The organism is Enterococcus durans, from assembly GCF_002277935.1.
GTDB classification, from domain to species: Bacteria; Bacillota; Bacilli; order Lactobacillales; family Enterococcaceae; genus Enterococcus_B; species Enterococcus_B durans.
The window spans coordinates 2,672,842-2,698,534 of record NZ_CP022930.1 but is presented as its reverse complement, the minus strand read 5'-3'; the positions used below and the strand labels follow the sequence as shown (position 1 = coordinate 2,698,534).

The 25,693-nt window shown below is 39.2% G+C and carries 28 protein-coding genes; all 28 read left to right on the top strand.

The window, feature by feature from the left end; genetic code table 11:
• The first annotated feature begins 3 nt into the window (after window positions 1–3).
• The 28 genes from CJZ72_RS12865 (at window position 4) to CJZ72_RS12735 (ending at window position 25,335) form a co-directional block, all read left to right on the top strand.
• A complete protein-coding gene (locus CJZ72_RS12865; RefSeq protein ID WP_081134511.1) occupies window positions 4–873 on the top strand; it encodes a carbohydrate ABC transporter permease in 870 nt (289 codons plus the stop codon).
• Entirely contained in the window at window positions 870–1,751 is an 882-nt protein-coding gene (locus CJZ72_RS12860; RefSeq protein ID WP_005879912.1) for a carbohydrate ABC transporter permease, read from the top strand. The genes CJZ72_RS12865 and CJZ72_RS12860 overlap by 4 nt, the downstream gene beginning before the upstream one ends.
• Window positions 1,752–2,034: 283 nt before the next feature.
• Window positions 2,035–2,718, top strand: coding sequence for a DUF1538 domain-containing protein (locus tag CJZ72_RS12855; RefSeq protein WP_005879910.1), 684 nt, complete (start codon window positions 2,035–2,037; stop codon window positions 2,716–2,718).
• Window positions 2,715–3,488, top strand: a complete 774-nt coding sequence (locus CJZ72_RS12850) for a DUF1538 domain-containing protein (protein WP_095443937.1) — start codon at window positions 2,715–2,717, stop codon at window positions 3,486–3,488. The genes CJZ72_RS12855 and CJZ72_RS12850 overlap by 4 nt, the downstream gene beginning before the upstream one ends.
• Complete coding sequence (locus CJZ72_RS12845; protein ID WP_005879906.1) at window positions 3,485–3,862, top strand: P-II family nitrogen regulator; 378 nt, start codon at window positions 3,485–3,487, stop codon at window positions 3,860–3,862. The genes CJZ72_RS12850 and CJZ72_RS12845 overlap by 4 nt, the downstream gene beginning before the upstream one ends.
• A 128-nt stretch (window positions 3,863–3,990) precedes the next feature.
• Window positions 3,991–4,662, top strand: a complete 672-nt coding sequence (locus CJZ72_RS12840; protein ID WP_081134509.1) for an LCP family protein — start codon at window positions 3,991–3,993, stop codon at window positions 4,660–4,662.
• Between the two features lie 55 nt (window positions 4,663–4,717).
• Window positions 4,718–5,158 (top strand): hypothetical protein, encoded by a 441-nt coding sequence (locus CJZ72_RS12835; protein WP_081134508.1) that lies wholly within the window; start codon window positions 4,718–4,720, stop codon window positions 5,156–5,158.
• An 11-nt stretch (window positions 5,159–5,169) separates the two neighbouring features.
• Window positions 5,170–5,838, top strand: a complete 669-nt coding sequence (locus tag CJZ72_RS12830; protein ID WP_081134507.1) for a 2,3-bisphosphoglycerate-dependent phosphoglycerate mutase — start codon at window positions 5,170–5,172, stop codon at window positions 5,836–5,838.
• A gap of 45 nt (window positions 5,839–5,883) precedes the next feature.
• A complete protein-coding gene (locus CJZ72_RS12825; protein WP_198324553.1) occupies window positions 5,884–6,489 on the top strand; it encodes an HAD-IA family hydrolase in 606 nt (201 codons plus the stop codon).
• A gap of 68 nt (window positions 6,490–6,557) precedes the next feature.
• Window positions 6,558–6,944 carry a DUF1149 family protein gene (locus tag CJZ72_RS12820; RefSeq protein ID WP_005879896.1) on the top strand — a complete coding sequence of 129 codons (387 nt, stop codon included), beginning with the start codon at window positions 6,558–6,560 and terminating at the stop codon, window positions 6,942–6,944.
• Window positions 6,945–7,147: 203 nt separating this feature from the next.
• Complete coding sequence (locus tag CJZ72_RS12815) at window positions 7,148–8,539, top strand: L-cystine transporter (RefSeq protein ID WP_081134504.1); 1,392 nt, start codon at window positions 7,148–7,150, stop codon at window positions 8,537–8,539.
• A 223-nt stretch (window positions 8,540–8,762) separates the two neighbouring features.
• On the top strand, window positions 8,763–8,864 hold the full coding sequence (locus tag CJZ72_RS14840) for a putative holin-like toxin (protein ID WP_221695663.1): 102 nt from the start codon (window positions 8,763–8,765) through the stop codon (window positions 8,862–8,864).
• Between the two features lie 132 nt (window positions 8,865–8,996).
• Window positions 8,997–9,191, top strand: a complete 195-nt coding sequence (locus CJZ72_RS15310) for a hypothetical protein (protein WP_095443935.1) — start codon at window positions 8,997–8,999, stop codon at window positions 9,189–9,191.
• Window positions 9,192–9,390: 199 nt separating this feature from the next.
• Complete coding sequence (locus tag CJZ72_RS12805; protein ID WP_005879892.1) at window positions 9,391–9,765, top strand: VOC family protein; 375 nt, start codon at window positions 9,391–9,393, stop codon at window positions 9,763–9,765.
• Between the two features lie 267 nt (window positions 9,766–10,032).
• Window positions 10,033–10,971, top strand: coding sequence for an oxygen-dependent tRNA uridine(34) hydroxylase TrhO (gene trhO, locus CJZ72_RS12800; protein ID WP_081134502.1), 939 nt, complete (start codon window positions 10,033–10,035; stop codon window positions 10,969–10,971).
• A gap of 230 nt (window positions 10,972–11,201) precedes the next feature.
• Window positions 11,202–11,930 (top strand): metallophosphoesterase family protein, encoded by a 729-nt coding sequence (locus CJZ72_RS12795; RefSeq protein ID WP_081134501.1) that lies wholly within the window; start codon window positions 11,202–11,204, stop codon window positions 11,928–11,930.
• A 152-nt stretch (window positions 11,931–12,082) separates the two neighbouring features.
• On the top strand, window positions 12,083–14,263 hold the full coding sequence (locus tag CJZ72_RS12790) for a Tex family protein (protein ID WP_095443934.1): 2,181 nt from the start codon (window positions 12,083–12,085) through the stop codon (window positions 14,261–14,263).
• 3 nt (window positions 14,264–14,266) lie between these two features.
• On the top strand, window positions 14,267–14,740 hold the full coding sequence (locus CJZ72_RS12785; protein WP_081134499.1) for a SprT family protein: 474 nt from the start codon (window positions 14,267–14,269) through the stop codon (window positions 14,738–14,740).
• 12 nt (window positions 14,741–14,752) lie between these two features.
• Entirely contained in the window at window positions 14,753–15,502 is a 750-nt protein-coding gene (locus tag CJZ72_RS12780; protein WP_081134498.1) for a YdcF family protein, read from the top strand.
• A 185-nt stretch (window positions 15,503–15,687) separates the two neighbouring features.
• Window positions 15,688–17,022 (top strand): UDP-N-acetylmuramate--L-alanine ligase, encoded by a 1,335-nt coding sequence (gene murC, locus CJZ72_RS12775; protein WP_005879880.1) that lies wholly within the window; start codon window positions 15,688–15,690, stop codon window positions 17,020–17,022.
• Between the two features lie 374 nt (window positions 17,023–17,396).
• Window positions 17,397–17,888 (top strand): PH domain-containing protein, encoded by a 492-nt coding sequence (locus tag CJZ72_RS12770; protein ID WP_081134497.1) that lies wholly within the window; start codon window positions 17,397–17,399, stop codon window positions 17,886–17,888.
• Window positions 17,881–19,353 carry a PH domain-containing protein gene (locus CJZ72_RS12765; protein ID WP_095443933.1) on the top strand — a complete coding sequence of 491 codons (1,473 nt, stop codon included), beginning with the start codon at window positions 17,881–17,883 and terminating at the stop codon, window positions 19,351–19,353. Before CJZ72_RS12770 ends, CJZ72_RS12765 begins: the two co-directional genes overlap by 8 nt.
• Window positions 19,354–19,483: 130 nt before the next feature.
• Complete coding sequence (locus CJZ72_RS12760; RefSeq protein ID WP_095443932.1) at window positions 19,484–19,960, top strand: MaoC/PaaZ C-terminal domain-containing protein; 477 nt, start codon at window positions 19,484–19,486, stop codon at window positions 19,958–19,960.
• A 1-nt stretch (window position 19,961) separates the two neighbouring features.
• Window positions 19,962–20,645, top strand: coding sequence for a Bax inhibitor-1/YccA family protein (locus CJZ72_RS12755; protein WP_081134494.1), 684 nt, complete (start codon window positions 19,962–19,964; stop codon window positions 20,643–20,645).
• Between the two features lie 195 nt (window positions 20,646–20,840).
• The gene (gene polA / locus CJZ72_RS12750) at window positions 20,841–23,486 is read left to right on the top strand and encodes a DNA polymerase I (RefSeq protein WP_081134493.1); all 2,646 of its coding nucleotides are present in this window, start codon (window positions 20,841–20,843) and stop codon (window positions 23,484–23,486) included.
• 34 nt (window positions 23,487–23,520) lie between these two features.
• The gene (gene mutM / locus CJZ72_RS12745) at window positions 23,521–24,354 is read left to right on the top strand and encodes a DNA-formamidopyrimidine glycosylase (RefSeq protein ID WP_005879869.1); all 834 of its coding nucleotides are present in this window, start codon (window positions 23,521–23,523) and stop codon (window positions 24,352–24,354) included.
• A complete protein-coding gene (coaE, locus tag CJZ72_RS12740) occupies window positions 24,321–24,953 on the top strand; it encodes a dephospho-CoA kinase (RefSeq protein WP_081134492.1) in 633 nt (210 codons plus the stop codon). The genes mutM and coaE overlap by 34 nt, the downstream gene beginning before the upstream one ends.
• Window positions 24,954–25,005: 52 nt before the next feature.
• Window positions 25,006–25,335 (top strand): CsbD family protein, encoded by a 330-nt coding sequence (locus CJZ72_RS12735; protein ID WP_081134491.1) that lies wholly within the window; start codon window positions 25,006–25,008, stop codon window positions 25,333–25,335.
• Window positions 25,336–25,693 lie beyond the last annotated feature (358 nt).

Here is a 25,693-nt window from a genome sequence, read left to right as displayed (position 1 = left end):
AGAATGAGAGGAAAAGATTTATTTAAGAATGGGAATGCTTTTTTGATCCTACCAGTCCTAATGATTTCGATCATGGTATTTATTCCTATGATTCTCGCGCTGATCACATCTTTTCAAAGCGGTCCCCCAGTCAATATGACCTTCAATGGGTTGGGGAATTATCAGCGGATGTTGAACGATACGACATTCAAAAAAGCATTTTTTAATACTTTTTTATATCTACTGGTACAAGTTCCAATCATGTTGTTTTTGGCACTTTTTGTATCCAATTTATTGAATGATAAGAAATTGAAGATGAAGGGATTGTTCCGAACAGCTATTTTTTTACCTTGTATCACTTCAATGGTCAGTTATTCTCTAATTATGAAAAGTCTCTTTTCACAATCTGGTCTGGTCAACAATATGCTTGTATCGATTGGATTGATCGATGATCCAATTGGCTGGTTGACTCATCCGGTTTGGGCTAAGGTCTTGATTATTATTTCAATCACTTGGCGATGGACAGGGTATAATATGATTTTCTTTTTATCTGGAATGCAAAATATCAATCCAGAGATCTATGAAGCGGCGGAAATCGATGGAGCTTCAAAGTGGCAACAATTCATTAAAGTAACGATCCCTAATTTAAAACCGATCATTTTATTTACATCGATCACTTCGACGATCGGTACACTCCAACTGTTTGATGAAGTACAAAACATCACTGGTGGTGGTCCTGCAAATGCAACTACCACGCTTTCACAATACATCTATAATCTAAGCTATAAATTCACTCCAAATTTTGGCTATGCGGCGGCAGTTTCGTTTGTCATCGTGATTTTTATCGTACTTCTATCAGTTATACAAACTAAGGTTGGAGGGGAAAGTCGATGAAAGAAGTCGTTCAAAGGAATGAAGTAGTAAAAACCGTTGAAAAAAAGAAAACCAGTTCTTTTCGTTTTCTTGATTTGTTCAAATACACTGCTTTAAGTATCATCTCGTTTATTTCCATCTTTCCCTTTGTATGGATGATTTTGGGAATGACCAATACAGCGATCGATATTTCGGGAGGAAAATTAAAAATCGGCGACAATCTGATCGTCAATTTTCAAAACCTTTTTTCAAATGACTTGAATTTTATGCGCTCCTTGGGAAATTCCGCGATGATCGCAGTCGTCACAACAGTTTTTGCGCTGTTGATCTCTTCTATGGCAGGGTATGGATTTGAGATTTATAAAAGTAAGCGAAAAGAAAAAGTATTCAATATTTTGCTTTTATCGATGATGGTGCCTTTTGCGGCGTTGATGATCCCGCTCTATCGGATGTTTTCACAATTGAATGGCACAGTTTTAGGTATCAACAGTTTCTTAGTAGTGATTCTTCCTTCCGTGAGTACAGCGTTTTTGATTTTCTTTTTCCGTCAAAATGCAAAGTCCTTTCCGAAAGACCTAGTCGAAGCTGCACGATTGGATGGACTAAAAGAGTTAAGTATCTTCTTTCGAGTCTATTTGCCAACGGCTAAGAACACATACGCAGCTGCGGCGATCATTACCTTTATGAGTAGTTGGAACAATTATTTATGGCCTTTGGTTGCTTTGCAATCACCAGACAAACGTACAGTTCCGTTAGTATTGTCAGCAATGGGTGCTTCTTATACACCAGATTACGGCATGATCATGGCTGGTCTAGTGATTGCAACGTTACCGACAGCTATCGTATTCTTTGTCTTACAAAAGCAGTTCGTGCAAGGGATGATCGGTTCTGTGAAATAAGTGTCAATGAAAAGAGCATGGACACGTCAATGAATAAGTCGAATAATCTGAGGATATCTTTTTCTATTTTCAGGATTATTCGACTTATTTTGCGAGTAGACGAGTATGCCAGTGTCTAATAAATCTTTTGATCCTAATGTGTCGTCATCAAAATTTGTCACTCCACTAAAATTTTTGTTATAAAAAAATCGATCAGAAATTCCCAAATAAAATGTGAACGTTTTCTGTTTATGCTCGATAATTGGATGAATATCAGGTAAAATGGAATAAAGGAGGGGGATACATGCTAAAAAACTTTAAAGAAGTTATCACAGCAATAGTACCGATGACCGTGTTGATAGTTATTTTAACGGTTATATTCGCTCCACTCACTTCAGAAGAGATGGGTTCGTTTCTATTTGGAGCGGCGATTATGATGATCGGTATGACATTATTCTTGTTTGGTGCGGACTATTCAATGATGGAAGTTGGCGACTTGGTTGGTAAATACCTGATCAAGAAACGGAATCTACCGATTTTGATCAGTTTAGGCTTCATTATTGGAATCGTTATCACTATTGCGGAGCCTTCTGTTCAAGTATTGGGACAGCAGGTGTATGAGATCTCAGATGGTGAGATTGGCCGATTGCTTTTGATTGGGATCGTGAGTATCGGAACGGGGGTCTTTTTAGCTTTTGCTCTATTACGTGTCGTATTCAAAGTATCTTATTATCGCTTGATGGCAATCGGTTACTTAGGTGTGTTGATTGCATCTTTTTTTACCACTACTGAATTCATGCCGATTGCATTCGATTCTGGTGGTGTGACGACTGGCCCTGTCACAGTTCCTTTTATTTTGGCATTAGCTGGAGGGATGACGAGTATGATCCGGCAAAGCAAAAACGAAAATGATAGTTTCGGTATGGTCGGTATTGCTTCTTTAGGTCCGATACTAGCGGTGATGATCTTGGGGGTGATTTTCCAATGAGTACGATCCAACAATTATTCGCTGGGATCGAAGTGATCCTGTACGAAGTGGTCTTAGCAGTTTTACCAATTGTTCTGCTATTTATTTTGCTGAATTTTTTTAGTTTCCGTATACGCAGAAAACGATTCTGGAACATTCTTAAAGGTTTTTTGATCACGACGATTGGATTGGTTTTGTTTTTGCATGGTGTCAATATGGCCTATGTTCCGGTGGGACAGCATTTAGGAAGCGCGATTGCTGCAATTGAACACAATCATCTATTGATTCCGTTAGGTTTTATCATGGGTTTTCTAGTGGGTTTTGCTGAACCGGCGATCCATGTCATGGTAAAACAGGTGGAAGAACTAAGTGAAGGAAGGATTCGAGCAAAAGTCATGTTGGCAGTGATATCGATTGGCATTGGACTAGCTGTAGGTTTATCTATGTGGCGATTACTAGCCGGTTTTTCTCTTTATTACTTCCTGATTCCAGGTTACGGTCTAGCCTTTATTTTAGGTAGAAAAGTAGACAAACTTTTTTTAGCTATGGCATTCGACAATGGCGGAGTAGCTACAGGGCCGATGTGTTCGACCTTTCTTTTATCCATGTGTGTGTCTATTGCAGCGCAAATCGAAGGTAGAGATCCGATTACCGACGGATTCGGAGTTGTGGCGATGATTGCACTGACGCCAATCTTGTCCACTTTAGTTTTGGGCTATATCTATAAGCGAAAAGATGAAAAAGATCAGAAAGAAAAACTAAAATTACAACAGTTGGAGGAAACACAATGAAAGATTTAGTCGCTTTGAATTTGCATATGATCGTCACGATCGTTGACGGCGGAATAGGAGAAGATGTGATCGACTATTCCAAAGCTGCTGGAGCGGCAGGCGGGACGATCCTACATGGTCGGGGATCTGGCGTGCATGATACGGGCAAATTTTTAGGGTTGGAGATCTCACCAGAAAAAGATATCGTTTTGACCCTTGTTCCTGACAGTATCACAAATGAAGTGATGGATGCTATTGGCAAAGGGATACATATCGATGTACCAGGTAATGGGATCTGTTTTAGTATCGACGTCGACAAAGTGATCGGGATCACGAAGATCCATCAATACCGTGAGACGATCGGCATGAAAGAATTACTAGAAGATGATTCATAAGTAAAATATTCTAATTTCAGGCAAAAAGCACAAACAAGTAAATTACTAAATTTTTATGAAATCCCTCTCTTTTTTCCAGACAACTTCCTTTGAATATGCTATTTTAAAGTAGATAAAGGAGGAGTAAAATGAATTTTTTAGTTGTTTTAAAGGACAAAGCCATTGAACGTTCAACCTTTCTTTATGTTCAATTAACTGAAGATAAAACGCTGTTGCATTTTTCGCCAGAATTCCATTTAGAAGGCTTGACTTTGGGAGAAATTTATCGATCAGAAGGACTGGATGCTATCTTAGCTTTTTTCAATAAAGAACTGGAGTTGCCAGTCAAAGATTACCTTGAGCTTTCATTAGAGAGCTGGGATCAGGTCGTATTTGAATTGTTTCCTAATGGGATGACAATAGAAGAGAACCAACAGCAAATCCATCTGACAGATCAAGAATTACAAGATCAGATGCGTTATCAGGTGGACGAAAAAAATTCTTTTTCCATCTTTCAAAGACAGCAGAAGATTTTAAAAAGTTTCCTAAAAGAAATCGGAAAAAAACGAAATCTATTGAAAACAACACAATTGCTAAAGAAACATTCAGAACTACTGCACACCTCTATACAGTTTCCTCAACTGATCTCACTGATTAGACGCTTTTTACGCTTGAAAGAAGTGCCTTCGAAAAAACTGACGCTTCCTCTAAACGACACGTTTCGTGTGGTGAAAAGAGAAGATGAGAAGAAAGTCATCGTCATTGATTTTACCAAAAATCGAAATGCTCTTCATCGTTTGACATTGGAAAAGGCTAATTGAGCCTTTTCCTTTTTTGCTTTTTTTGACATAATAGACAGGAATAGGAGGAATTCTTATGGCACAAATTTGGTTTGAACGTATAATAAAATTAAGAAGGAATTACAATCGACTGATGCAAGGGAGATATGGGAAGTTCGATGCGCTGAATCGATTATTGCTGATTGGGGCATTGTTGTTCAGTTTATTCCGTAGATGGCTACCTTTTTTTATCGGCTATTTCGTTTTTGCTCTTTTGATAGGCGTAATCCTTTATCGTTTCCTTTCAACGAAAATCTATCCAAGGCTGAATGAAAATCAGCGTTTCTTGAAGTTTGCTGAACAGATAAAAGAGAAGGCACACCGGGTTTCAAGCAAACAACCAAAGAAAGCGACTGTGAGTCACTACACATTCTTTGCTTGTCCAACTTGTCATCAAAATCAAAGAGCACCTAAAGGAAAAGGGCGGATACGTGTGACTTGTAAAAAATGCGGTACTCAATTTGAAACGAAAGTTTAGGTGGGAATGTGATGAAACTAGTATTGTTAAGACATGGTGAAAGTGAAGCAAATTTTGAAAATTACTGGACAGGTTGGCTTGATGTCGCGCTGACTGAAAAAGGAATGGAACAAGCAAGAACTGCTGGTCATAAGATGAAAGAAAATGAATTGCTTTTCGATCACGTCTATACGTCTGTGTTAAAAAGAGCTATCAAAACTTCCCAAGTGGCATTAGAGGAAATGGGGCAACTGTATCTTCCTGTTGATAAGACTTGGCGATTGAATGAACGTCATTATGGTGCTTTAGTTGGGAAAAACAAAGAGGAAATGAAAGCCGAGTTTGGTGCAGAACAAGTGAAAAAGTGGCGCAGAGGGTATAAAGAAGTCCCTCCATTAGCAGCCGAAAACCACTTTGATCGCAGATACGACCAGCTTGATCCACGATTGATCTCCCACGGTGAAAGTTTAGAGATGACCGTTGAACGGGTGATCCCATTATGGCAAGACAATTTGGCGCCGCGGTTATTGGATCAGCAAAACATTTTAGTCGTTGGACATGGCAATAGCTTGCGGGCGTTGACGAAGTATCTGGAAAATGTGCCAGAAGACCAGATGGATACGATCGATATCCCAAATGCGCAACCCATCCAGTACACGTTCAATGATCAGTTGGAAATCATCGAGAAGTCTCTTTTATAAAAACTGAGCGAAAAAATACTGTATAAAGGAAAGAATCACATGGAAATCAAGAATTGCATCTGGGATTTTGACGGAACATTATATGATAGTTATCCAGCAATGGTTGAAGGAGCAGCAAAAGCGCTTCAAGATTTTGGAATCATCAAAGATCCCGGAGAGATTTACCAAACAATGAAGAAATTTTCTACCCGTCAGCTTAGAGAGGAATATCAGCTTGAAGAAGAGGAATTCACTCCGTTATTCCATCAATATGAACGTGAAAGTTCTTTGAAACCACAACCATTTGCGGCAACTGAAGAAGTCTTGCGTTCATTGAAAAATCATGGGGCTAGACATTTTATTCTGACCCATCGTCTCACGGAATCAACATGGGAATTGCTTGGAAAATACGGACTGACAGATCTGATTGAAGAAGTTGTCGGGATCGATCAGAATTTTCCCCGCAAGCCTTCCCCTGACTCCTTGAATTATCTGATCGAACGTTTCGAGATGAAAAAATCAGAAACGATGATGATCGGTGATCGGCGTTTAGATATCGAGGCTGGAAAACGGGCGGGGGTCCTCACTTGTCTATATGATATCGATCATTTTCTCGGAGAAATCCCTGCAGATTATGTTATTGATGACTTGAGGAAAATCCTTGCGATTTAGAGGGAGCTCACAAATAAGTATCCCTCTTCAATCACAGGTATGTTATAATTTGGGAAAGGAGTGATTACATGGAAATCAGAAGACAAAAAGAAGTAGTGGAGTCATTTCATTATGATATGAAGCCAAAAGATCAAGAGGTAGAAACAGACTTGAAGGTAGGATTTTCACCGTTAAAGGAAACCATTGAAAACTATCCGAAAGAGCACAGTATCGTAGGAGCTCGGTTAGAGTTTCGATTGGTTTTCGATACATATGTTTTATCTGGAAGTGTAAGTCAAATCAACCATGTCCTCAATCGTAAAATCGAGGGTCAAAGTGATGTAACACAAGAAGAGGTCGATCAATTGGTCGCTCCGTTATTTGATATCGTTAAACGATTAGCATATGAAGTGACTGAGATTGCCTTGGACCAACCAGGCGTGAAACTGAATTTTCAATCTGAAAAAGAAGCGTAAAATGATCGGTGATAGTTAAAAGCTATCACCGATCATTTTTTCTATTACTAATTGTAAGCAAAATAACTGTTATTTCTTCTCGAATAGTCTAAAATGGTTAAGTCACTGAAAAAATTTTTTTCAGGAAAATGTCTGAAGAGTCATTTTCGGGAACCTTTACTTCCTTCGATGGACTTGTCATTCAAAATTAGAGGAGGAGAAAAATGACAACACTCATCACAGTTTTAGTGGTTCTAGTTTTTGCGGCATTATTATATGTGTTTTATCGAATGCAAAAGCGCCATACAAAATTTTCAACACGTGTCTATACGGCACTAGCTATCGGGATCGTTTTTGGTGGCTTATTACAATTGATTTTCGGAGTAGATGACCCAGTTGTGAGTCAATCGATGCAATGGATCAATATCGTAGGGGAAGGCTATGTGGGCTTCTTACAAATGTTGATCATGCCATTAGTGTTCGTGTCGATCGTTGGCGCATTTACTAAAATGAAAGTCTCTGAAAAATTAGGGAAAATCAGTGCAACTGTTTTAACTTCGTTATTAGCGACGACTGCCATCGCAGCGTTGATTGGGATCGGTACAACGATGCTTTTTGGCCTTCAAGGAGCAAAATTCACAGAAGGTGCTGCGGAAACCGCTCGTATCTCTGAATTAGCCACAAGACAAGAAGCGGTAAGCGGCTTGACGATTCCCCAACAGATCCTATCTTTTATTCCTAAGAATGTTTTTGCCGATCTAGCTGGGACTCGTGCAACAAGTACGATCGGTGTCGTTATCTTTGCTGCCTTTGTAGGGATCGCCTACTTAGGAGTAAAAAGAAAAGCACCGAAAGAAGCAGAATTCTTTTCAAATTTGATTGATAGCTTATATAAAATCGTGATGCGAATCGTCACATTAGTCTTGCGTTTGACACCTTATGGAGTTTTTGCATTGATGACGAACGTATTAGCAACTAGCGATTTCGTTGCGATCGTCAACTTAGGGAAATTTGTATTGGCATCGTATGTTGCGTTATTAGCTGTTTTGATCGTTCATTCACTGATTTTGATTTCTGTAAAAGTGAATCCGATCGATTATTTCAAAAAAGCATTCCCTGTCTTAAGTTTTGCATTTACATCCCGTTCAAGTGCAGGCGCTTTGCCATTGAATATTGAAACGCAGACAAAAGCGCTAGGTGTAGATGAAGCCACTGCAAACTTTTCTGCTAGTTTTGGGTTATCTATTGGTCAGAACGGCTGTGCCGGTGTCTATCCAGCTATGTTAGCAACCATCGTTGCACCAGCTGCGGGAATCAATGTCTTTAGTTTAGAATTCATTTTGATGTTGGTAGCAATTGTAACGATCAGCTCATTTGGTGTTGCTGGTGTCGGTGGTGGAGCAACATTTGCTTCATTGATCGTATTAGGTGCGATGAACTTACCAGTTGCAATCGTTGGCTTAGTGATCTCCGTAGAACCATTGATCGATATGGCCCGAACAGCAACAAATGTCAGTGGTAGTATGGTTGCCGGAATCGTTACAAGTGCAAGGATCAAAGATCTAGATCGAGATGCAATTAAAGATGATTCAAAAGTAATCGACGTAAATGCTTAAATATTAAAAGAAAAGCATGACTGAGTGAGACAGAAACTGTCCGTTCGAGTCATGCTTTTTTATGAACCCTTTGATCAATTTCAGCGCATCGAGGTTTATCATATCTCGATCTATTGATAGAATCATTTTAATTATTCCGAAAAGTGAAAAGGTGGTGGCTAATCTCTTGAAAAAGGGGTGATGCCTATGGTTCATCGCTTTATCCCCAGAAGGGAGTAAACAAGTGTCAACTTTTGAAGCAATTCAACTGATGATTGCTTTTGCGACATTGGTTTTGCTGATCATTGACTCTAAAGACCAAAAAAATAACCATCTAACACTTTAGCAGGCGTAGATGGTTAAACCATTAAAACAAAAGCTACCGTCTTTTTAACGGGTCTACATTGGGGCTATGTTCGAGCATAGTCCCTTTTCTTTATATTAGCTTAGATTGTTGAGTCTTGCAAGTAAGCTGTATATGTACGAACAAAATTATGCAAAGAGGTTGGGACAGAAGTGTTTAACTCCGAGAAATAAGAAGAAATTAACGAAAATTGCTTTTCAAATTTTTGTGAATTTCGGCTTATTTAAGAAGGAGCTACTTCTGCTCCCACCGTTTATTCGAGAGTCTGTGACAAAACTGATTTTTAGTTTTGTCCCACGCTCTTTTTAAAGTAAGGCGAAGTTCTTTATCTTTATCAATAACACATTTCGAGGAAAGAGAATCAACATGGATGACTGGTTTTTGAGATAAGGTTTTCTTACGTTTTAGGATAAAGTTTGAAGGAATTGGTAAACATAGATTTTTAATAGGCTGTATGCTAAACTGGATGAGATTATGGCTCTTTTTTAGAGTAATGTGGAGGGAAAGTATGTTTACCAATGAATTGAAAATCATGTTGTATGTCGATGATGTAGAAAAAAATACAGCGTTTTGGACAGCTGTCGGCTTTAAAGAAATAGATCGTCAAGAAATGGATGGCACATTGATCGTTGAGGTGGCTGCCACAGAAGGTGCTTCGACATCTTTCGTGTTGTATGATCGTGCGTTCATCGAACAGCATTCACCTGAAACGGCTGGAAGTTCACCTTCTTTGATGTTTTATAGTCAAGATATTTTCGGCTTATATAAAAAGATGCAAGAATACGGTGTTACATTAGGTGACCTTGTTCGTATTGGTGAAGAGTATGTCTTTAATTTTGCTGACCCTGACGGTAATTACTTTGCTGTGACAGGAAAAGAATAAACGATCGCTCTATTTGTGAAAAGTAGACTGCCAAGGATATATGTTGGTGGTCTTTTTTTTCCTGTTTTCCAAAGACAAACCGTGATTGAGTGTACGGGTTACAATCTAGCATATAGCGTAAAATTTTGTGACCAACTACCAAATAAAAAACAATAATTATATTATGTAAACTTTGGGTTTGAACAGTAATACACAAGCATAAAAATCGTCAAAGCACACTTCCTTTTTTATACTATTTTGGAAGGAATAGAAGGAAGGAAGAAAAAAATGAACTACCAAGTATTACTCTACTATAATTATACGACAATTACTGATCCCGAAGAATTTGCGAAAGACCATCTTGCTTTTTGCAAGTCATTGAATCTAAAAGGCAGAATCTTAGTTGCGCATGAAGGAATCAATGGCACTCTTTCTGGAACGATCGAAGATACAGAAAAATATATGGAAGCGATGAAGGCGGATGCCCGTTTCTCAGATACCTTTTTCAAAATCGATCCTAGTGAAGGGCATGCGTTTAAAAAGATGTTTGTTCGAGCACGTCCGGAACTTGTTTCACTTAAATTGGAAGAAGATGTCGATCCCAAAGAAATAACGGGTGCGTATCTTTCACCTACAGAATTCAAAGAGGCAATCTTGGACGAAGATACAGTAGTGATCGACGCAAGAAACGACTACGAATATGATCTTGGTCATTTCCGCGGTGCTGTTCGCCCAGATATCCGCAGCTTTAGAGAATTGCCAGAGTGGATGCAAGCACATAAAGAAGAATTTATGGAAAAGCGTGTGGTCACTTATTGTACCGGAGGGATTCGTTGTGAAAAATTCTCTGGCTGGCTTGTCAGAGAAGGCTTCAAGAACGTTGGTCAACTTCACGGCGGCATTGCAACATATGGTAAAGATCCTGAAGTCCAAGGAGAATTGTGGGATGGAAAAATGTATGTCTTTGATGAACGGATCGCAGTAGATATCAATCAGGTCGACAAGCAGATCGTTGGGAAAGATTGGTTTGATGGTACGCCATGCGAGCGCTATATCAATTGTGGCAATCCCGAATGCAATCGGCAGTTCCTCACATCTGTAGAGAATGAAGAAAAACACTTGGGTTCTTGTTCTGTTGCCTGTGCACAACATCCTCAAAATCGTTATATCAAAGAACATCAACTAACGAGCGAAGAAATTGAAGCGAAGCTATCTGTTTTTGCTTAAAATCATTTATTAGAAAAACGGAGAACAAAGCTGTAAGAAACAAGAGAAAAATCATGGATTTCACTTTTTGGATTTTCGAGGATCTCGACATCTAAAAAGGGATATTCGTTCTAGTGTTTAGTCAGTTTAAGAGGAGGAGAAAAAGTATTTTTTTACTTTTGAATCTTCCTCTTTTTTCTGTTCTCTGATAAAAATATGAGCTATACTGAGGAGCAAAGGAGGGGAATGAAATGAAACCTTATATTTATGCAATCGGTGATGTCCATGGAGAGTATGATCTTTTTCAAAAACTTGTTGCACACTATGATCCCTCAATCCATCAACTGGTTCTGCTGGGTGATTTAAATGATCGCGGTCCACGTACAAAAGAGTGCTTTTTATTAGGAATGAAATTGGTAAAGGAAACGAATGCGGTCTATCTTCGTGGCAATCATGAAGAATACTTTTTACAGTTTCTCCAAGCACCGGAAGATTGGTACGCTCCCTACGTACGCAATGGGGGCAAAGAAACGTTTGAAAGTCTGTTGCACCCAGGAGCTACAGAAGAATATTCCCCAACCGAGATTGCCATGATGATCCGTTCGAGATATCCTGAGTTGATCGATTTTTTGTGTGAGCGTCCGCTATATTATGAGTGGGAAGAGTACTTATTTGTTCATGCAGGCGTTGATTTAACAAAAAAAGATTGGCGACAAACAAGTGATCGGGATTTTCTATGGATTCGAGAACCTTTTCATACAGGAAAAAACAATACAGGGAAAACGATCGTCTTTGGACATACCATCACACCTATGTTGCATGGTGATATGCAGACGACTGATCTATGGTATGGTGACAATCTGATCGGTATTGATGGTGGGGCAGTCTTTGGTGGTTCATTGCATGGCGTTGTTTTTGATCGATCAGGGATCGTCCAAGATATCGAATATCAGAATAATGAAGGCGGTTGGAGAGGCTAGAAAACTAGAAAAGTGACAGTTGTTTTGTGTCGCTTTTTTGTTTTGTGATCAGTTCCTATAAAATATGATAAAATAGAAAGGAACTATATTTATTTGGCATTCTTGATGACGGTCACGAGTAAGGATGTCTCTATTTGCAAAGGAGTTTTTTAATGACGGAGAAATTAAATCAAACAATTGTTCAGCTTGTTCAAAAAGAACTGGCTGATTATCATTCAAAACAGTTAGTAACGGTCTTGAATTTATTAAATGAAGGAAACACAGTGCCGTTCATTGCACGTTATCGTAAGGAAATGACGGGCAGTCTCGATGAAGTCCAAATTCGAGAAATCGAAGAACGATATGCGTATTTGGAAAATCTAGAAAAACGTAAAACAGAAGTTATTCGATTGATTGATGAACAGGAAAAACTAACACCAGAGTTGGAAAAGGCAATCACTTTGGCAGTGAAGATGCAGCAAGTGGAAGATCTTTATCGTCCTTACAAACAAAAGCGTCGTACCAAAGCAACGATTGCAAAAGAAAAAGGCCTCGAACCTTTTGCACAATGGTTGCTCCAATTCACGCAAGGGGATATTCGCGAAGAAGCGAAAAAGTATCTAAGTGAAGAAAAAGAAGTACAAAGCGTAGAAGAGGCACTACAAGGTGCGCATGAAATCATTGCTGAGCAAGTCAGTGATGACGCAAAATTCAGAACGTGGATCCGCTCATACACTTACAACAAAGGACTGTATGTCAGTGCCGTCAAGAAAAAAGAACTCGATGAAAAAGGCGTATATGAAATGTACTATGCATTTTCCGAGCCTATCCATAAAATTGTTTCTCACCGTATTTTAGCAACTAATCGAGGAGAAAAAGAGGATATCTTGAAAGTATCGTTACAAGTGGATGAATCGGCGGTGTTGTCTTATTTAGAACGCCAAATGATCAAAGATCCAGATTCACCTGCAGCTGTTGCGGTAAGGGAAGCATACCAAGATAGTTACAAACGTTTTATCCAGCCTGCCATCGAGCGTGAAGTACGTAATGAACTGACAGAAAAAGCAGATGAACAAGCCATTGCGATTTTTGGCGAAAATCTCCGTAACTTGTTGTTACAGCCACCGTTGAAAGGCAAAGTTGTTTTAGGGTTTGATCCTGCTTATCGTACAGGCTGCAAGTTGGCAGTAGTAGATGCCACAGGTAAGGTTTTGGCAATCGAAGTGATCTACCCACATAAACCAGCAGCACAAGCAAAAAGAGAAGCGGCAGGACCGGCTTTTGTCAAATTGATCAATCAGTACAAGGTAGATATGGTAGCGATAGGAAATGGCACAGCTAGTCGTGAATCTGAGTTGTTCGTCGCAGAACAGTTAAAAGCAGCTGACCACAAGGCATATTATGCGATTGTCAACGAAGCTGGTGCATCGGTCTATTCAGCCAGTGACATTGCCCGTCAAGAGTTTCCCAATCTACAAGTAGAAGAACGTAGTGCTGTCTCGATTGCTCGACGCTTACAAGATCCACTAGCAGAACTAGTGAAGATCGATCCAAAAGCTGTTGGAGTAGGGCAATACCAACATGACGTCTCTCAAAAACGATTAGCCGAACAATTGGATTTCGTGGTTGAAACAGCGGTGAACCAAGTGGGTGTCGATGTCAATACAGCGAGCCCGCAATTATTGCAGCACATTTCTGGATTGAACAAAACAACAGCTCAAAACATCGTGACTTACCGTGAGGAAAATGGTGCTTTCGATACGCGAACACAATTGAAGAAGGTGCCAAGATTAGGACCGAAAGCTTATGAGCAAGCAATCGGATTTATCCGTGTGCCTGGTGGGAAAAATGTATTGGATAATACAGCCATCCATCCTGAAAGCTATAGTGTAGCCAAAGAGATTCTAAAAACAAATGGGTTGTCTGAGAAAGAGTTAGGGAAAGCAGAAGCCATTGAGATACTTTCGCATTTATCCGCTACTCGTTTAGCTGAAACACTGACTGTAGGCGAAGAAACCTTAGCTGATATATTAGATGGACTGACTAGACCAGGAAGAGACATGCGTGATGAAATGCCAGCACCATTGCTTCGTTCAGATGTTTTAAGCATAGAAGATCTAAAACCTGGCATGGAATTGAAAGGGACAGTTCGTAACGTAATCGATTTTGGTGCTTTCGTCGATATCGGGGTCAAACAAGATGGGTTGGTCCATATCTCCAAATTAAGTAAAAAGTTCGTCAAACATCCAACTGATATCGTTTCTGTAGGTGATGTAGTCACTGTTTGGATCGATCAAGTCGACACGAACAAAGGACGAATCAGCTTGACGATGCTTTCTCCTTATGAGGAATAAACAGTGACTCAAGAAGAATTGCAACAGTTGGTTGAAAAGATCTCAATCGAAAGTTTCCATTTACCTTTTAGGCATCGCGCTGTTTTTAATGCTCGGTTAAGGTCCACTGGTGGCCGTTACCATTTAAGCGATCATCATCTAGACTTTAATCTCAAGATGTTCAAAGAGGTAGATGAAAAGACAAAGATTGGGATCATCAAACATGAATTGTGCCATTATCATTTACACTTAGGGAACAAAGGCTATCGGCATCAAGATGCCGATTTTAAGAACCTTTTGAAAAAAACTGGCGGTATACGTTATGCGCCGAGAGTATCTACCAATCAGGTCAAAAAAATCGAATGTTACGAATGTCAAAATTGTTCAGCACTCATTTACCGCAAACGAAAAATAAATACAGAACGTTATGTCTGTGGAAAATGTCACGGAAAATTAGTATGGAAAGAAACAAAAAATGTAGCAGAAAAGTCATGCTGATGGGGGAAAAGAATGGATAAACAGGCAGAAAACTATCAAGACTGGAACCAGCTGTTAACTTTTTTAGCTGACAAGAGTTCTAGCCAAATAGATGAGGCTTCTTTAGTGATTCTAGCGGGTAACTGCTTACCCATGTTAGCGGATAAAGCAGCAGAACTTTATCAAAAAGGGCAAGTGAAGAAAATCTTTCTTGTTGGTGGCATCGGACATGCTACGGCAAGACTTCATCGTAATTTTGAGAAGCAGGGGATTTTTTTAGATCCAACATTGAGTGAAAGTGAGATGTGCTTTCAGTATCTCAAAGAAAAATATCGGCTCCCAAACGAGGCATTCCTTTTAGAAACTGCATCTACCAATTCAGGTGAGAACGCCCGCAACGCCTTAGCAATATTGCGTCGAGAGGGAGAACTTCCTCGCCAAATCTTACTGATGAACGATCCTACTTTGCAAAGAAGGACAAAAGCGACTTTTGAAAAAGTATGGCAAACAGAAAATGTCAAATTTATCAATTATGTTCCTTTTGTGCCTCAAGTGGTCGCTATTGGGGAAAAAATCCAGTTTACTCAGCCTGAGTTGGATGGCCAATGGTCAAAAGAATACTTTTATGCACTGGTTCTAGGGGAAATGGTTCGCTTGAAAGACGATGAAAATGGCTATGGACCAAATGGCAAGGGCTATATGAATCACGTAGAAATGCCTGAAACCATTTGGTCAGCTTATCGGCGGATCACTGCTCAATTCGATGAGCGATTCGTTCGGTAGGTCATAGTAACGAAGGTTAGTCAAAGAATGAAAAGTTCCGTCATTTATTTCTGTTTTTTGACAGCCAATACGATTTGATCCTCTTCGAATAAATTTGGTTGAAATTTTCAAAGGTTTATAAGATAATGGGTGTCGTGTTGAATATAGTGAAAAAAATGGATGATAGTTAAGAGAAGAGGATTCAAATGGAAAATCAAAATAAATTGTATCATTTCGTTGGTATCAAAGGATCAGGAATGAGTTCCTTGGCTCTTGTTTTACATGAACAAGGTTTAAACGTGCAAGGATCAGACATTGAAAAATATTTCTTTACTCAAAGAGATTTAGAAAAAGCAAATATCAAAATTTTACCTTTTAATGCGGATAACGTAAAACCAGGGATGACGATCATTGCTGGTAATGCTTTTCCAGATACACATGAAGAAATCCAAAGAGCGAAGGAACTAGGGTTAGAAGTTGTTCGCTACCATGATTTCATTGGAGATTTCATCCAAAATTACACCAGTATCGCTGTTACTGGCTCACATGGGAAAACTAGTACGACTGGTCTACTTTCCCACATGTTGACAGGTATCCGTCCAACGAGCTATTTGATCGGAGATGGTACAGGTCATGGGGATCCTCAAGCCGAATTTTTTGCGTTTGAAGCATGTGAATATCGCCGTCACTTTTTGGCTTATTCACCTGATTATGTCATCATGACAAATATCGACTTTGATCATCCTGATTACTACACAAGTATCGATGATGTGTTCACTGCGTTCCAATCAATGGCTAAACAAGTCAAAAAAGCAATTTTTGCCTATGGTGATGATGCGTACTTGAGAAAATTGGAAGCTGATGTGCCGATCTATTATTATGGTGTATCTGAAAATGATGATATCCAAGCACGTAATATCGAACGAACAACAACTGGTTCTGCTTTTGATGTGTATCATGGCGAGGAATTTGTTGGACATTTCGTCGTACCAGCTTTTGGAAAACACAACATTCTAAATGCACTAGGTGTGATTGCGGTCGCTTACTTTGAAAACTTAGATATTGAAGAAGTCGCAAAAGAAATGTTGACTTTCCCAGGCGTGAAACGTCGTTTTAGTGAAAAAATCGTTGCCGATATGACTGTAGTTGATGACTATGCGCATCACCCAGCAGAAATCAAAGCTACGATCGATGGTGCACGTCAAAAATATCCTGACAAAGAAATCATTGCAGTTTTCCAACCACATACATTTACACGTACGATTGCGTTGATGGATGAATTTGCTGAAGCACTTGATCTTGCAGATAAAGTATATCTTTGCGATATTTTTGGTTCAGCACGTGAAAAACAAGGCGATGTAAAAATCGAAGACTTAGGAGATAAGATCAAAAAAGGCGGACAAGTCATCAAAGAAGACAATGTCTCTCCTTTATTAGATTATCATGATGCAGTGATTATTTTCATGGGTGCGGGAGATGTCCAAAAATTTGAACAAGCCTACGAAAAATTATTAAGCAGTACAACAAAGAATGTTTTGTAATTTCTTGTTGAACTAAATATACGTAAGAATAGCATGTGACAGGAATAGTGAAACTAAGAAAAGAAATCTTTGGGAAATTGCTGGTTGCGATTTTAAAACATTTCGATTTGTTTTTTGAAAAAATTTCTGGAACATGGGTCATTCGATGCGAGAAGGGATGTGACGATATTTCGTCGCATCCCTTTTTTGTGCAATTAGTTAACTAATGCACAAATAAGCGATTTATTGAAAAAAATCCATTGGCAAAGGGGATAACTAGTAGTATTCTTAACTAAATAAAATGGTTTCAAATAACTATAACTAATGGAATAAGAATCGGTTTGCTTGGTAGAAATAAATGTTTTTTGTTCCTTAGAATGAAGGTGAGGGAAAGAATGAATTATCCATTATTAGCACAAAAAATGCCACAGCGCATCAAAAAAGTTTGGCAAAAAAGCATATTCTTAACTAGCGTTATTTTCTTATTATTGGGTATCATCATGTTTGGGATACTCCGTTATTTACATCAACTGTCAGCACTGTGGGGTAGCATACTCATTGGCTATTTTCTCATCGTATTGATTGTGACTATTCTGAAATTCAACCTTGTTCCTTATCGTTATGAATTTCATCGCTATGAGATCACCCCAGAAGACTTGGTCTTTCAAAAAGGGTTTATTTTTCGCTCAACGACCTATGTCCCAATCAATCGAATCCAACATGTCGAAACGGAGCAAGGACCTTTCCTACGCCAACAAAACCTGATTCAAATTGCAATCCACACGGCTGCCACCACCCACCGATTAGCTGGTTTAGATATGGAGGAAGCACAAGCTTTGCGTCAGCAGATCATCGAATTAGTGAAGGTGGCGAAGGAAGATGTCTAAAAAGGTTCATTATCACCCGTTGACCATTCTTCTCCATATTTTATCTGCATTAAAAGCGTGGATACCATTTATAGTCATCGGAATTATCAGGAATGGGTTCAAAGATGGTTGGGAGACGCTTTTGATTTTTGGAGGAGCCGCCATGTTGCTTAGTATGTGGGCCTGCGTAAAATACTTCTTTGAGTCTTATACGATCGATGCAGATAAAATGGTCATCTATGAAGGGATCATCCGAAAAAAGGAAATCGAGGTAACGTATGAACGAATGCAGGCAATCAAGCAACGCCAATGGTTCTTTTTGGTTCCCTTTCATGTCGTAAGTCTACAGATCGAGACTGCTGGAGGAGAGAGCAAACCAGAAGTCAATATTCCAGCCATACCGATCCGGGTGTTCAATGAAATCGAACATTACCGGCAGCATGCAAACGACAAACAAGAAAAAAACTTTCCTGAACAGCAAGCAGATGAAGCGGTTATTGAGAAGAGTCCGCTTTACGAAGAACAAGCTGTTAAATACCAATTAACAAATCGTCAGATCTTTCTGTTTGGCATCACGGATCTAAGTGTGTTTATGGGGATTTTCGTTGTGTTATTGACAATCGAACGGTTTATGTCAAAAGAGTGGGTCGATGAGGTTGCAGATGTGACGATCTCGGCTGTCCAAACTGGTGGACTGTTCGTTGTGGCATTCGGAATTTTATTTATGATCGCTGCGATGCTTTTTGCAATGATCAAAAGCATGATTACGTACTATCATTTCAAAGTGAGCTATTTCGAGAAAACATTGACGATCGAACGAGGATTACTTGAAAAGCATGTTCAAAAGATTCCACTCAACAAAGTGCAAGGGATTCGAATCAAGCAAAATATATTGAGAAGATTACTTGGGATCTCATCAGTGGAATTGATTTTAGCAGGTGGACAAGAACAAAAAGAAAATGCAGATAACACAGCTAAAGTCCTGCTCCTACCAATAATCAGTGAAAGCGAACTATATCCGGTGTTACAAATGATCTATGCTGATTGGCAAATGGCAAAACCAACCATACAAGCTGTTTCACGAGGACGCTGGTTTTATTTTTCCCGCTGGTCCATCGCTGTGCTATTGCCACTAGCAATTATTTCTTTTTTCTTTTACTGGTGGTTGGGAACGATCCTATTGTTGGGGCTGCTCTTTGGCATAGCAACGGACTTACTGAATAGCCATAATCAAGGATTGGCTTTTCTTTCAGAGTCGCGACTTTGTATCCAAAATTACCAATATTTTACAAAAGTCCAAACATTTATTGACCGAGCAAAAGTCCAATCGATCGAAGAAACCAGTACGCCTTTTCTTTACCGTAAAGATTTAGCCCATCTTAGTTTGCAGTTGAGAGAAGGAAATGGGCGTCTAAATGTCAAATTACGCTATATGAAGGGGAAAGATATCCAACGAGTCACTCGTTTTTTTAGAACTGCAGTCTAAGAAAAAGCGAATCATTGTCGGACCAGCAGGATTCTTAAGTATATCTAGTGTTTAGTTAGTGGAACTTGCCTTTTCTGTTTGTTTTGGTACAATGAGTAATGATTAATATATAAACTGGAGGGTTTTTATCTTGAACACAGGTAAACCGCGTAAATTAGGAAAAACAATCAATGAAATCGAGGAAGGAGACTCGTTATCTTTAACAGAATCGATCGAAGATAACCAGTTATTGTTATATCTAGGTTTGACAAATGATGCCAATCCTTTGTATATCCAACATGATTTTGCTAAAAAAACAGAATACCACCAACCAATCGTTCCATCGGTGATGTTGATGGGGATCATTACCAGTGCAATCTCGAAACATCTGCCTGGACCAGGTTCACATGTCGTAAATTTTTCTGTGAATTTTATTGAACCAGTTTTCCATTACGAAACATTGACTTTTCAGTTTGAGGTCATCAAAGTAGACAAAATGAAAAATGTAGTAACAATTTCTGTGGAAGCAACCAACAGTGTCGAAAATCGAGTATTAGATGCTGTAGTAATGGTTCAACCAGCAGAAGAACCAGAATTAGAAATTACACTTGAAAGTGAAGGTGAATAATATGAACAATCAAAATACTATGGCAGCAGGAATCAATCGATTTTATGCCAAGGTTTATGCTTTTCTAGGTGGAGGGCTTGCATTGAGTGCCATCGTGTCTTATTTGACACTTCAAGTTTTCCCTTACCAAATCGCTTCATTCATCAACAACTTCCCGTTAGGATTTATGGGGTTGTGGATCGTAGAGTTGATTTTAGTCATGGTTCTCGGAGTGAAAGCACAAAAGAATCCTAGCTTAGCAATCGGTGGCTTTGTCGCTTACTCATTGTTAAATGGGCTGACATTGGCTGTTACATTATCCTATTATGATATCGGCAGCATTACCAAAGCATTCATCTCTGCTACAGGTATGTTTTTAGGGATGTCAGTTGTCGGGATGGTCACGAAGAAAGACCTAAGCGGCGTTGGTCGTGCGGGAATGGCTGCATTGATCGGCGTGATCATCGCAATGGTATTGAACATCTTCATTTTGCGAAGCAGTGCAGTTGAATTATTCATCTCGCTTCTGCTTGTGTTGATTTTTGCAGGGATCACGGCTTATGACAATCAAAAGATCCGTAGTATCTATGTGCAAAGCAATGGAACAGCCCACAGTGGGATCGCCGTCTTCTTGGCACTACAATTGTATCTTGATTTTATCAACTTGTTCTTAGCCTTTTTAAGAATTTTTGGTAAAAACAATTAACAATAGAAAAAACGTATTTAACAGGGGTGTGACAAAAATCTTGTCACACTCTTTTTTTGAATAAATGGTGCAGAAGCACTTCTGCAATAACCGTATTTTTTATTTATAGAAGAAAATTTCTCACGTTTTTCTTTTCGCTTTCCTACGTATTCTTTGTTAGAATGAAGAAGAACTTTACAGTAAGGAGTTAAACAAATGACAAAACATAAATTATTACTCGTTGATGGGAATAGTGTAGCCTTTCGGGCATTTTTTGCGCTCCACAATTCATTAGAACGCTTCAAAAATAGAAACGGTCTCCATACAAATGCCATCTATGCGTTCCATAACATGTTTGAGAATGTGATGCAAAAAGAACAACCTACCCATGTTTTAGTCGCCTTTGATGCGGGAAAAACAACTTTTAGAACAGAGATGTACGCAGAATATAAGGGTGGCCGTTCCAAAACTCCTGGAGAATTCAAAGAACAGATGCCTTATATCCGTGAATTACTAACTGGTCTAGGTGTGAAATATTATGAACTGCCGAATTATGAAGCAGATGATATCATCGGTACACTAGCAGAAAAAGCCAATAAAGATGAATTTGATGTGGTCGTTTTATCTGGTGACCGTGACTTGACACAGCTAGCTAGTAAAGAAATCAAAGTGGATATCACTGTCAAAGGTGTGAGTGATATTGAAAGTTATACACCTGAACATGTGGCTGAAAAATATGATGGATTGACCCCAAAACAGATCATCGATATGAAAGGACTCGCTGGCGATGCCTCGGACAATATACCAGGAGTAACGAAGATCGGTGAAAAAACAGCAATCAAATTATTGAAACAATATGGTTCAGTCGAAGGAATCTATGAACATATCGATGAAATGAAACAAAGCAAGATGAAAGAAAATCTTATAAATGACAAAGATCAAGCCTTCTTATCCAAAGAACTAGCGACCATCAATACGCAAGCGCCTGTCGAAATCTCTATCGATTCTTTGAAATATGAAGGAAAAGACTTGGATAAATTGGTTCCATTCTACAAGGAAATGGAATTCAAACAGTTTCTTTCTAAACTGGCTATCGTAGAAGAAGAAACGCCAATGACCGATATCTTATTTGAAGTCGTTCATGAGTTCCATGAAGACATGTTCACTACAGATATGGCGCTATATGTCGAAATGATGGGAGACAACTATCATACTGAGGATATCGTTGGTGTTGCTTGGGGAACGAAGGAAAAAATCTATGTGACGAATGATCTGGCTATCTTTGAAAACGAATCTTTCCATTCTTGGTTAGCTGATCCTACTCGGTTGAAGAAAGTGTATGATGCAAAACGCACATATGTTGCCTTGAATCGTTACACAACGAAAACAAAGGGCATTGATTTTGATGTGTTATTGGGAGCCTATTTACTGGATACCAACGAAAAAAGTACAGATATCGAAGGAATCGCCGCTCATTACGGCTATCATGAAGTGCAATCGGATGAAGCTGTCTATGGCAAGGGAGCAAAAAAAGGATTACCTGAAGATGAAGAAGTCTTTTTTGCACATTTAGCTCGAAAAGTCTCTGCTATCAATGTGCTAACGCCTCAATTAACCAAAGAATTAGCAGAAAAGAATCAAGAAGATCTTTTCAGAAAAATGGAATTGCCGTTATCGATCATCTTGGCTGAAATGGAAATCAGTGGGATCAAAGTCGATGCGACTCGTTTACAAGAAATGAAAGTTGAGTTTTCTGATCGTTTGAGAGAAATCGAACAAAAAATCTACCAAGAAGCAGGTGAAGAATTCAATTTGAATTCACCTAAACAACTTGGAGTCATCTTGTTTGAGAAAATGGGACTGCCAGTTATCAAAAAAACGAAAACAGGTTATTCCACAGCCGTCGATGTATTGGAACAACTAAGAGAACAAGCGCCAATCGTTGATGATATCCTAACCTATCGCCAAATCGCCAAAATCCAGTCTACTTATGTTGAAGGGTTACTTAAAGTGATCCAATCAGACGGAAAGGTCCATACTAGATATGTCCAAACCTTGACACAGACAGGACGTCTAAGTTCAGTTGATCCGAATCTGCAAAATATTCCGATTCGTTTAGACGAAGGACGGAAAATCCGTCAGGCGTTTGTACCAAGAAAGAAAGATTGGTTGATTTATTCATCAGATTACTCTCAAATCGAATTGCGTGTCCTTGCCCATATCTCAAATGATGAACATTTAAAAGCTGCCTTTCTTGAAGGGCAAGACATCCACGCAAGTACAGCAATGCGGGTATTTGGAATCGAAAAAGCAGAAGATGTGACACCAAACATGCGTCGTCAGGCAAAAGCAGTCAATTTTGGGATTGTGTATGGTATCTCCGATTATGGATTATCGCAAAATTTGGGGATCACTAGGAAAGCGGCACAACAGTACATTGATACGTATTTCGAAAAATATCCCGGGGTCAAAGAGTATATGGAACGTATCGTTCGAGAAGCAAAAGATCAAGGATTTGTTGAGACGTTGTACCATCGCCGTCGCTATTTACCAGACATCAACTCACGAAATTACAATATCCGTTCATTTGCAGAAAGAACGGCGATCAACACACCGATACAAGGAAGCGCCGCTGACATTCTAAAAATCGCAATGATCGAACTAGACAAGCGTTTGAAGGAAGAGAAATTGGAAGCAACGATGTTGTTACAAGTGCACGATGAACTTGTATTTGAAGTACCTGAAAAAGAATTAGAAACACTTGATCACCTAGTCAGTGAAGTAATGGAACACGCTGTTTCCCTCCATGTACCGTTGATTACAGATAGTAGTTGGGGAAAAACATGGTATGAAGCAAAATAAGTGAAGAAAGAGCGAAAGAATCGAAGGTGAAATAATGCCAGAGTTACCAGAAGTTGAAACTGTTCGAAAAGGCTTGGAGCGGTTAGTCGCTGGAAAAACAATCAAAAAAGTACAAGTATTGTGGCCTAAAATCATTGAACAGCCAGAAACACCGATTTTTGAAGCGACATTGATTGGTGAACGAATCGAGTCAATAGGACGAAGAGGGAAATTTTTGATTTTCCATTTAAGCCATTATGAGTTGATCTCCCATTTGCGAATGGAAGGGAAGTATCAATTTGTTGAAACAAATCAGCCTATTGATAAGCATACCCACGTCCTATTCTTCTTTGAAGATGGAAGTCAGCTGAGATACAATGACGTACGTAAGTTTGGACGTATGACACTCGTTGATAAGGGAGCGAGTGACACGTATAAAGGTATTTTGAAATTAGGGCCGGAACCTTTACCAGATCAATTTTTGCTTGATCAGTTTATTCTGGGTCTTGGTAAGTCCCATAAGGCAATCAAGCCTTTATTACTTGATCAAAAATTAGTTACAGGATTAGGAAATATCTACGTGGATGAAGCGCTCTGGGAAGCGAAAATACACCCAGAGCAACCAGCCAACACATTGAAGCCAAAAGAAATCGAATTATTAAGAAAAGCAATCATTGATGTATTGTCACGTGCAATAGAAGCAGGTGGAACTACGATCAGAAGTTACCTCAATGCATTAGGTGAAGCGGGTAGTTTTCAAGTAGCACTACATGTCTATGGACAAACTGGCCACCCTTGCGTTCGCTGTCATACACCAATTGTTAAGACTAAAGTAGCGCAAAGGGGGACGCACTATTGTCCAAATTGCCAAAGACTGAAAATAAAATAGGGTTTGTATTAGGGTTGACAGGTGGAATTGCTACAGGAAAAAGTACAGCAGCGGCTATTTTTAGCAATCATGGTATACCAATTGTTGACGGGGACATTATCGCTCGTGAGGTAGTCGCACCGAAAAGCGAAGGCTTATTGGCACTAGTCAGTGTATTTGGAGATGTGATCCTCCAAAAAAATGGCACCCTTGATCGGAAGGCGTTGGGACAAATCGTTTTCAATTCTGCCGAGGAACGAAAAAAGATGGATCGGCTACTTGATCCGTTCATCCGTACAGCGATCACAGAAAAAATCGAACAATTGAAAACTGAATATCCGTTAGTTGTGGCAGACATCCCGCTTCTTTATGAGGGGCATTATGAGCAACTCATGGATGCAGTGGCAGTGGTTTATCTGCCTGAAAACATCCAAATACGGCGACTGATGAAAAGAAATCATCTAAGCCTTGAAGAAGCAAAACAGCGAGTCAGCAGCCAGCTGTCCATTGAAGAAAAAAAAGCACTCGCTGATATCGTTTTTGATAATAGCGGGAGTAAAGAGATGCTCGAAGCACAGATCAAAAATTGGTTAGCGGAACCTCGCAATCGATTTCTTTGAGTATATCCAGTAATTTTGCTATGCTGAATATAAATCGAAGAGGAGGATTGCTATGGGGACTTTTAAAAATCAAAAAGATAAAGTGGTTGGCTCAGCAAAAGAAAAGATCGGTGAACTCATCAATAAGGAAGAATTAAAAGATGAAGGCCGTACTCAAGCAGAAATTGCGAAAGAAAATGAAGAAAAGTATCAAGCCAGAATAAATGAAATTGAAGATGAGCAAGCAGAGGCAGAAGCGAAAAATCAAGATTTAACGAAAGAACGAACAGCAAAAAATGAACGCAAAAAAGCACCGCTTCCTGAAGCAGAACATATCCCTAATCAGCAAAAAATCGACGAACAACGTATGAAGCATTATACGGGTATCGAAGAAAAACTTTGATCGATCTACATGCAAAAAATGAGTTGAATAAATACACGAATAAACCAAATCCTTGGTAACACCCGAGGATCTTGGTTTATTTTTTATTTTCTAAAGATAGCCCAGAAGTTCAGTCAATCTCAAAAATGTTCTGATCGGTGTTTATCTGTTTGATGAACGATTGAAGTAATTGTGCTAATAAAATCAAACTAAGCTAGACTTACTGATGGATCAACTAGCCAAGAATAGCGATACAATTTTTAGAAATATCGCCCCAGTTGAATGAGAGCGGGAAAATAATCATCTTAGTCGTACATGATAAAATAGTACAGTTGGGCTGATACGATTGCTCTCGGTGGACAAAGAGAAATAAGACAAT

Excerpts from the sequence above, each read along its gene's own strand:
- CJZ72_RS12865 (WP_081134511.1), top strand. The coding sequence starts at position 4 with ATGAGAGGAAAAGATTTATTTAAGAATGGGAATGCTTTTTTGATCCTA.
- CJZ72_RS12860 (WP_005879912.1), top strand. The coding sequence starts at position 870 with ATGAAAGAAGTCGTTCAAAGGAATGAAGTAGTAAAAACCGTTGAAAAA.
- CJZ72_RS12855 (WP_005879910.1), top strand. The coding sequence starts at position 2,035 with ATGCTAAAAAACTTTAAAGAAGTTATCACAGCAATAGTACCGATGACC.
- CJZ72_RS12850 (WP_095443937.1), top strand. The coding sequence starts at position 2,715 with ATGAGTACGATCCAACAATTATTCGCTGGGATCGAAGTGATCCTGTAC.
- CJZ72_RS12845 (WP_005879906.1), top strand. The coding sequence starts at position 3,485 with ATGAAAGATTTAGTCGCTTTGAATTTGCATATGATCGTCACGATCGTT.
- CJZ72_RS12840 (WP_081134509.1), top strand. The coding sequence starts at position 3,991 with ATGAATTTTTTAGTTGTTTTAAAGGACAAAGCCATTGAACGTTCAACC.
- CJZ72_RS12835 (WP_081134508.1), top strand. The coding sequence starts at position 4,718 with ATGGCACAAATTTGGTTTGAACGTATAATAAAATTAAGAAGGAATTAC.
- CJZ72_RS12830 (WP_081134507.1), top strand. The coding sequence starts at position 5,170 with ATGAAACTAGTATTGTTAAGACATGGTGAAAGTGAAGCAAATTTTGAA.
- CJZ72_RS12820 (WP_005879896.1), top strand. The coding sequence starts at position 6,558 with ATGGAAATCAGAAGACAAAAAGAAGTAGTGGAGTCATTTCATTATGAT.
- CJZ72_RS12815 (WP_081134504.1), top strand. The coding sequence starts at position 7,148 with ATGACAACACTCATCACAGTTTTAGTGGTTCTAGTTTTTGCGGCATTA.
- CJZ72_RS15310 (WP_095443935.1), top strand. The coding sequence starts at position 8,997 with ATGTACGAACAAAATTATGCAAAGAGGTTGGGACAGAAGTGTTTAACT.
- CJZ72_RS12805 (WP_005879892.1), top strand. The coding sequence starts at position 9,391 with ATGTTTACCAATGAATTGAAAATCATGTTGTATGTCGATGATGTAGAA.
- trhO (WP_081134502.1), top strand. The coding sequence starts at position 10,033 with ATGAACTACCAAGTATTACTCTACTATAATTATACGACAATTACTGAT.
- CJZ72_RS12795 (WP_081134501.1), top strand. The coding sequence starts at position 11,202 with ATGAAACCTTATATTTATGCAATCGGTGATGTCCATGGAGAGTATGAT.
- CJZ72_RS12790 (WP_095443934.1), top strand. The coding sequence starts at position 12,083 with ATGACGGAGAAATTAAATCAAACAATTGTTCAGCTTGTTCAAAAAGAA.
- CJZ72_RS12780 (WP_081134498.1), top strand. The coding sequence starts at position 14,753 with ATGGATAAACAGGCAGAAAACTATCAAGACTGGAACCAGCTGTTAACT.
- murC (WP_005879880.1), top strand. The coding sequence starts at position 15,688 with ATGGAAAATCAAAATAAATTGTATCATTTCGTTGGTATCAAAGGATCA.
- CJZ72_RS12770 (WP_081134497.1), top strand. The coding sequence starts at position 17,397 with ATGAATTATCCATTATTAGCACAAAAAATGCCACAGCGCATCAAAAAA.
- CJZ72_RS12765 (WP_095443933.1), top strand. The coding sequence starts at position 17,881 with ATGTCTAAAAAGGTTCATTATCACCCGTTGACCATTCTTCTCCATATT.
- CJZ72_RS12755 (WP_081134494.1), top strand. The coding sequence starts at position 19,962 with ATGAACAATCAAAATACTATGGCAGCAGGAATCAATCGATTTTATGCC.
- polA (WP_081134493.1), top strand. The coding sequence starts at position 20,841 with ATGACAAAACATAAATTATTACTCGTTGATGGGAATAGTGTAGCCTTT.
- mutM (WP_005879869.1), top strand. The coding sequence starts at position 23,521 with ATGCCAGAGTTACCAGAAGTTGAAACTGTTCGAAAAGGCTTGGAGCGG.
- CJZ72_RS12735 (WP_081134491.1), top strand. The coding sequence starts at position 25,006 with ATGGGGACTTTTAAAAATCAAAAAGATAAAGTGGTTGGCTCAGCAAAA.